8 protein-coding genes are annotated in these 7134 nt (G+C 62.0%); 3 read left to right on the top strand and 5 right to left on the bottom strand.

From position 1 onward, the window contains the following. Positions 1-76: 76 nt before the first annotated feature. From ACYQ6T_RS08415 to ACYQ6T_RS08405, 3 genes are all read left to right on the top strand, one after another. Positions 77-514, top strand: a complete 438-nt coding sequence (locus ACYQ6T_RS08415) for a gamma-butyrobetaine hydroxylase family protein (protein ID WP_459829935.1) — start codon at positions 77-79, stop codon at positions 512-514. Continuing rightward, positions 511-1245 (top strand): bifunctional demethylmenaquinone methyltransferase/2-methoxy-6-polyprenyl-1,4-benzoquinol methylase UbiE, encoded by a 735-nt coding sequence (gene ubiE / locus ACYQ6T_RS08410; protein ID WP_459829932.1) that lies wholly within the window; start codon positions 511-513, stop codon positions 1243-1245. Before ACYQ6T_RS08415 ends, ubiE begins: the two co-directional genes overlap by 4 nt. A gap of 71 nt (positions 1246-1316) precedes the next feature. Then, positions 1317-2204, top strand: coding sequence for a Tim44 domain-containing protein (locus tag ACYQ6T_RS08405; RefSeq protein WP_459829930.1), 888 nt, complete (start codon positions 1317-1319; stop codon positions 2202-2204). A gap of 62 nt (positions 2205-2266) precedes the next feature. On the opposite strand, the gene ACYQ6T_RS08400 is transcribed toward ACYQ6T_RS08405, so the two are convergent. Genes ACYQ6T_RS08400 through ACYQ6T_RS08380 form a run of 5 tightly spaced genes read right to left on the bottom strand, consistent with a single transcriptional unit; the run spans position 2267 to position 7134 of the window. Continuing rightward, positions 2267-2707: a F0F1 ATP synthase subunit epsilon gene (locus tag ACYQ6T_RS08400; protein WP_459829927.1), complete on the bottom strand. Its 441-nt coding sequence runs from the start codon at positions 2705-2707 to the stop codon at positions 2267-2269. Positions 2708-2722: 15 nt separating this feature from the next. Further along, entirely contained in the window at positions 2723-4120 is a 1398-nt protein-coding gene (atpD, locus tag ACYQ6T_RS08395; RefSeq protein ID WP_459829925.1) for a F0F1 ATP synthase subunit beta, read from the bottom strand. Between the two features lie 25 nt (positions 4121-4145). Further along, the gene (gene atpG, locus ACYQ6T_RS08390; RefSeq protein ID WP_459829922.1) at positions 4146-5018 is read right to left on the bottom strand and encodes a F0F1 ATP synthase subunit gamma; all 873 of its coding nucleotides are present in this window, start codon (positions 5016-5018) and stop codon (positions 4146-4148) included. Between the two features lie 25 nt (positions 5019-5043). Next, positions 5044-6582, bottom strand: coding sequence for a F0F1 ATP synthase subunit alpha (atpA, locus tag ACYQ6T_RS08385; RefSeq protein WP_459829919.1), 1539 nt, complete (start codon positions 6580-6582; stop codon positions 5044-5046). A gap of 9 nt (positions 6583-6591) precedes the next feature. Next, positions 6592-7134 (bottom strand): F0F1 ATP synthase subunit delta, encoded by a 543-nt coding sequence (locus ACYQ6T_RS08380; RefSeq protein ID WP_459829918.1) that lies wholly within the window; start codon positions 7132-7134, stop codon positions 6592-6594.

Raw genomic sequence — 7134 nt, 5'->3', positions numbered from 1 at the left:
ACAGAGCATCGGGTGTGCGTCCCTTCGCGCGCGCTCATGGTATGCTATCTTGTTGTCTCTTAGCCGTGAGACCCGAATGAGTACCGACGCCCGCCACACCCCCGAAGCGGTGGTCTACCACCAGAAACGAAACCTCCTCGAAATTCGCTTTGCCGATGGCGCGACCTTCACCTTCGATCCCGAATACCTGCGCGTCTTCAGCCCCTCGGCCGAAGTCCAAGGGCACGGGCCGGGGCAGGCGGTGCTGCAGACCGGCAAGAAGGGGGTCACGATCACCGCGATCACCCCGGTGGGCCACTACGCGATTCAACCCACCTTCTCCGACGGCCACGACAGCGGGCTCTTTACCTGGGTCTACCTGCGCGAACTGGGTGAAACCTACGCCGAGCGGTGGGCCGACTACCTCGCTCGCCTCGAGGCGGCAGGGGCGAGCCGCGAGCCCAGAAACACGTCGGACGAAGGAACCCCATCCCACGGGAGCTGCGGCTGCGGTTCCGGAGGGTGCGGACGATGACCGAACAAGCCGACTTCGGTTTTCGCCAGGTCCCTGCCCCTGAGAAGAAGCGGCTCGTGGGGCGGGTTTTCGACTCGGTCGCCGACAAATACGACGTGATGAACGATCTGATGTCGGCGGGGCTCCACCGTCTGTGGAAGCACTACACCATCGCCACCTCGGGCGTCCGCCCGGGGCACCGCGTGCTCGACATCGCCTCCGGGACGGGGGATCTCGCGCTCGCCTTTGCCCGCCGGGTGGCGCCCACCGGCGAGGTGTGGATGACCGACATCAACCACGCGATGCTGCTCCGCGGCAAAAAACGGCTCCTCGAAGAAGGGGTCGTGACGCCGATCGCGCAATGCGACGCCGAACAGCTCCCCTTCCCGAGCAACACCTTCGACTGCGTCTCGGTCGCCTTCGGGCTGCGCAACATGACCCACAAGGAGCAGGCGCTCAGTGAAATGGTGCGTGTCTTGAAGCCAGGGGGAAGGCTCCTCGTGCTCGAATTCTCCCGTGTCTGGCAACCCCTTTCGTCCCTCTACGACTGGTATTCGTTCAACGTCCTCCCGCGCCTCGGGGAGCTCGTCGCCCAGGACGCCGAGAGCTACCGCTACCTCGCCGAATCGATCCGCGTCCACCCCGACCAGGAGACCCTCAAAGCGATGATGGAACGCGTTGGCCTTGTTGCGGTCCAATACCATAACCTCTCGGCCGGGATCGTCGCCCTGCACCGCGGCTTCAAACCGTGAGCGTCGGAAGGGGTCGGATGGATCTATTTTTCACGAACAAAGGAGGTCACGTGGTGTTCAAGGAGTTCTCGATGGTCATGCTGTGGGAGAGCACCCGCCGCCTCTTCGCGGTGGTTTTTTTGAGTCTTGTCGCCGTTTCGCTCCTCTCCTGGAGTTCCGACGCCGAAGCGGGCCGTCTGGGTGGCGGACGAAGTTCAGGAATACAGCGGCAGATCACCCCACCCCCGGCGAAACCGCCCCAGGTGGTGCCGCAGCGCCCGCCGCAACCGGCTGCAACCCCGCAGCCCACTCCTCCTCGCCGCTCATGGTTGGGTCCGCTTGCGGGGATCGCGGCCGGGTTGGGCCTCGCCTGGCTCTTCTCCTCGCTCGGGTTGAGTCAAGAGTTTGGCTCGCTCATCCTCATCGCCCTCTTTGCCGCCGCCCTTTTCTGGCTCTTCAGGAGGTTGCTGAGCGCTCGAGAAGCGACACCGGCCGCTGCTTCAGCAGCAGGTGGGCCGATTGCACAGGAGATCACCCCAGCGCTTGATCGCGCGGAGGTTGCCGAACCTTCGGGCGGGCCGCTTTTGAGTAGCGGAAGCGCGCCAGCAGATCTCCTTGCGATGATCGACGAGGAGTCTTTCGTCCGCGAAGCCAAACGGCAGTTCATTACCCTTCAGGCTGCGCACGACGCGCAGGATTGGGACGCAATCGCCCGGCTCGTCACTCCGGAGCTTCTTGCCGACCTACGCGCCCATTCCGCTTGGGAGGCTGGGCAACGGACTGAAGTGGTCCAGCTCGACGCCGAAGTGGTCGATGTGGCTGATGAAGGCGAGCGGTACGTCGTGACCCTGCTCTTCAAGGGGCTCCTGCGCGAAAGGAGCGATGCGCCGCCCACGCCCTTTGCGGAATACTGGCACCTCGTCAAACCCAAGTCAGGCGGCGGTTGGAAACTCGCCGGCATTCAGCCTGCGGAAGGTTAAAATGACAACGCCCGGGAGTTCCCGGGCGTTTTTTAACTGCTTTTACTTGATTGGTGGCGGGGTTACGCTGAACCCCCCACGCGGTGCTTGAGCTTCTTCAATCGCTCAATCGCCTGGAGCTGCGCAACCGCTTCGGCAAGCTCAGCCTGCGCTTTCGCGTAGTCGATCGCCGCCTGCCGATTCTTCAACGCCTCTTCGGCGCGCCGTTTGGCTTCAATGGCTCGCGCCTCGTCGAGGTCGGCACCACGGACAGCGGTGTCGGCGAGCACGGTCACCAGGTTGGGTTGAACCTCGAGGATTCCCCCCGAAACGAAGATGATCTCTTCACCCTGGTGCGGCGTCTTGATCCGCACCGTTCCCGGGCGGATCCGAGTCAGCAACGGCGCATGACCGGGCAGAACGCCCAGTTCGCCCGCCTCTCCGGGCAGAACCACCATTTCGGCAAGCCCGGAGAAGAGCTCCTCCTCGGCGCTCACCACATCGACATGTACGGTCATCGCCATGACACCACCCCTTCTTTATTGGACCTTCTTGGCCTTTTCGAACGCCTCGTCGATCGTCCCGACCATGTAGAAGGCCTGTTCGGGCAGGTGATCGCACTCCCCTTCGACGATCATCTTGAAGCCGCGAATCGTCTCTTTGAGCGGGACATACTTGCCCGGCGAGCCGGTGAAGACTTCTGCCACGTGGAACGGTTGCGAGAGGAAGCGCTGGATTTTCCGTGCGCGCGCCACCGTCAATTTATCTTCGGGCGAGAGCTCATCCATCCCGAGGATCGCGATGATGTCACGCAGCTCTTTGTAGCGCTGCAGCGTCGCCTGGACTTTACGGGCGACCGTATAGTGATCTTCGCCGACGATCAGCGGATCGAGCTGGCGGCTGGTGGAGTCGAGCGGATCGACCGCAGGATAGATCCCGAGCGCCGCGATGTCGCGCGACAACACCACCGTTGAGTCGAGGTGGAGGAAGGTCGTTGCCGGTGACGGGTCGGTGAGGTCGTCCGCCGGAACGTAGACCGCCTGAATCGAGGTGATCGATCCCACCTTGGTCGACGTGATCCGCTCCTGGAGTTTCCCCATCTCTTCGGCAAGCGTCGGCTGGTAACCCACCGCCGAAGGCATCCGGCCCAAGAGCGCCGAAACCTCAGTACCGGCGAGGGTGTAGCGGTAGATGTTATCGACGAAGAAGAGAATATCGCGCCCCTCGTCGCGGAAACGCTCCGCCATCGTCAGCCCGGTGAGCGCCACGCGCAGACGGTTGCCGGGGGGTTCGTTCATCTGACCGAAGACCATTGCGACCTTGTCGAGAACGTTTGACTCCTTCATTTCGTGGTAGAAGTCGTTCCCCTCGCGGGTCCGTTCACCGACGCCAGCAAAAACCGAGAGACCGGAGTGCTGCTTCGCGATGTTGTTGATGAGCTCCATCATGTTAACGGTCTTACCGACCCCCGCACCACCGAAGAGGCCCACTTTCCCCCCTTTGGCGAACGGGCAGATCAAGTCGATCACCTTGATCCCGGTCTCGAGGAGCTCCACCGACGGCGAGAGCTCGTCGAACTTCGGCGCCTTCTGGTGAATCGAGCGGTATTCGTCGGTTTGAATCGGACCTGCTTCGTCGATCGGGCGGCCCAGGACGTCCATGATCCGCCCCAGCGTCCCGTGCCCGACGGGAACGGTAATCGGTGCACCGGTCGATTCGACCTTCATCCCCCGCCGGAGCCCGTCCGAGGAGCCGAGCGCGATGGTGCGCACCACCCCGTCGCCGAGTTGCTGCTGCACCTCAAAAGTAAGCCCCTTTTCCACGAAGTCGTTTTCCTCAACGAGCTTCAGCGCTTCGTAGATTTTCGGCATCTGATCGCGCGGAAACTGAATGTCGATCACCGCGCCGATGCACTGTACGATTGTCCCTGTTGCCATCGTCCTATCCTTTTCTCTCAATCCCTCAACTGACCGCGGCCGCCCCGCCGACGATCTCGGCGAGCTCTTTGGTGATCGCAGCCTGCCGCGACTTGTTGTACACCAGTTGCAGCTCTTTGATCACGTTGCTCGCGTTATCGGACGCCGCCTTCATCGCCACCATTCGCGCGCTCTGTTCCGAGGCCATGTTTTCGGCTACCGCCTGATAGACGAGCGCTTCGATGTAGCGGCGCAGCAGCTCATCGACCACCGTTTCCGCTTCCGGCTCGTAGATGTAGTCCCAGTTGTGCTCGGGAACGTCGAGCCGTTCGCCTGAAAGGGGGAGTAGCTGCTCGATCACCGGCTCCTGCTTCATCGTATTGATGAAGCGGGTGTAGGCGATATAGACCCGATCGAGCTGCTGCGCTTCGAACGCATCCAGCACCACCTTGGTCGGACCGATCAGCATATCGAGGTGCGGCGTATCCCCAAGGTGGGTGCGTTCCGCCACCACCTTGGCACCGATCCGCTGCATGAAACCGAGCCCTTTGTTGCCGATCGCTACCACCTGGATCTCTTTCACCCCCGCCTGCTCCCAGCGCTTCATTTCGTTGAGCGCCGTGCGCAGGACGTTGGTGTTGAGCGCCCCACAGAGCCCTTTATCGGTGGTGACGACGATCAACCCCACCCGTTCCACCTGCTCGGAGACCATCATAAAGGGATGGCGATACTCGGACGCGGTGGCATGCGAGAGGTGGCTCGCCAGACGGCGGATCCGCTCAGCGTACGGCCGAGCTTGGCGCATCCGCTCCTGGGCTTTCCGCATCTTCGACGCGGCGACCATTTCCATGGCTTTGGTGATCTTGCGCGTGTTCTGGACGCTCTTGATCTTGCCGCGGATCTCTTTACTTCCGGCCATGTTCGCTCCTTGCCGTCAATCGCGTTCAGGCCCAGGTCTTCATGAACGCCGCAATCTCCGCGAGGATCTTCGCCTGATCGTCGTCCGAGAGGTTCCCCGTTTCGATGATCGACTTCATCACGTCAGGGAATTTGTTGGCGATGTGCTGGTGGAGCGCCTGTTCGCACGCGAGCACCTGTTCGACCGGAATCGCGTCGAAGTAGCCGTTGTTCACCGCGAGGAGCGAAACGGTCATCTGCGCGATGTTCATCGGCGAGTACTGCGGTTGCTTCAAGAGCTCCGTCACCCGGCGGCCACGTTCGAGCTGTTTACGCGTCGCGTCGTCGAGGTCGGACGCGAACTGGGCAAACGCCGCGAGCTCGCGGTACTGCGCGAGGTCGGTCCGGATCCCACCCGAGAGCTTCTTGATGATCTTGGTCTGCGCGGCACCACCAACCCGCGACACCGAGATCCCCGGGTTCACCGCCGGGCGGATACCGGCGTTGAAGAGGTCGGTTTCGAGGAAGATCTGGCCGTCGGTAATCGAAATGACGTTGGTCGGAACGAACGCCGAGACGTCACCCGCCTGCGTTTCGATGATGGGAAGCGCCGTCAGCGACCCAGTCTTGCCTTTGACCTCACCGTTGGTGAAGCGCTCGACATACTCTTCATTGACGCGCGCTGCCCGCTCGAGCAACCGCGAATGGAGGTAGAAGACGTCACCCGGATAGGCTTCACGACCCGGCGGACGGCGCAGCAGCAGCGAAATCTGCCGATAGGCCCACGCCTGCTTGGTGAGGTCGTCGTAGATGATGAGGGCATCCATCCCACGGTCGCGGAAATATTCGCCCATCGTGCAGCCGGCGTAGGGCGCGAGATACTGCATCGCGGCCGATTCCGACGCCGAAGCAGCGACGACGATGGTGTATTCCATCGCGCCATGTTCTTCGAGTTTCCGCACCACGTTCGCGATCGTCGAGGCTTTCTGCCCGACCGCGACGTAGATACAGAACATGTTCTGGCCTTTCTGGTTGATGATGGTATCCACCGCGACGGCCGTCTTACCGGTCTGCCGGTCACCGATGATCAATTCCCGCTGGCCGCGGCCGATCGGGATCATCGTGTCGACGGCCTTCAAACCGGTCTGAACCGGCTGCGAGACCGACTTCCGCCAGATCACGCCAGGGGCAACCTTTTCGATCTTGTCGGTCAATTTCGCTTCGATGGGGCCTTTCCCATCGATCGGCTGCCCGAGCGCATTGACGACACGCCCCAGGAGCTCGGGACCCACCGGTACCTCAAGAATGCGGCCCGTCGCCTTGACGGTGTCCCCTTCCGAGATGTGTTCGTAATCGCCAAGGATCACCGCCCCGACCGAGTCACGCTCGAGGTTCAGCGCAAGGCCATAGGTGTTGCCGGGAAATTCGAGCATCTCGCCTTGCATCGCGCCGGTCAGACCGTGAATACGCGCGATACCGTCCGCGACCGACACAATCACCCCTTCGTTGTGTACCGCGGCCGACAATTCGAGATTTTTGATCCGGCTCTTGATCAGATCACTGATTTCAGACGGACTGAGTTGCATGGATTACTCCTAAATTTTGAGCGCTGCGGCCATCTTCGCAAGCTTGCTGCGCACCGAGGCGTCGATCACGTCGTCACCCACTGCGATCTTCACCCCACCGATCAGCTCGGGATCCACCCGCACCTCAATATCGACAGGTTTGCCGTAGTGCTGGGCAAGATCGGCCTGAATCTGCTGCTGCTGCTCTGGTGTGAGGGCAAAAGCGCTGGAGACGACGGCGTGGAGACGACCCTCGTGTGCCAATCGCTTCTCTTCGAAAAGGGCAGCGATCGCGTCTGCGACGGCCACGCGATCGTTCTCGACGAGCAGCTGGACGAAGTTGACAAACCCCTCAGGGAGAGAACCACTTCGCCCCACCAGCGCGGTGATCAGCTCCGCTTTGGCCGCGTCATCGACGCGCGGATCGGCCAAAGCGGCCTTGACCGGATCGACCGCCACCACTTCAGCGAGCGTGTGCAAAGCTTGCGACCAGGGACCGAGCGCATTCGCCTCTTTCGCGAGGGCAAAGACGCCTTCGGCGTAGGGGCGTGCGATGGTTGCGGTCTCGGCCAT

Source organism: Hydrogenophilus islandicus (assembly GCF_054657095.1).
This window is presented reverse-complemented; position numbering and strand designations above follow the sequence as displayed.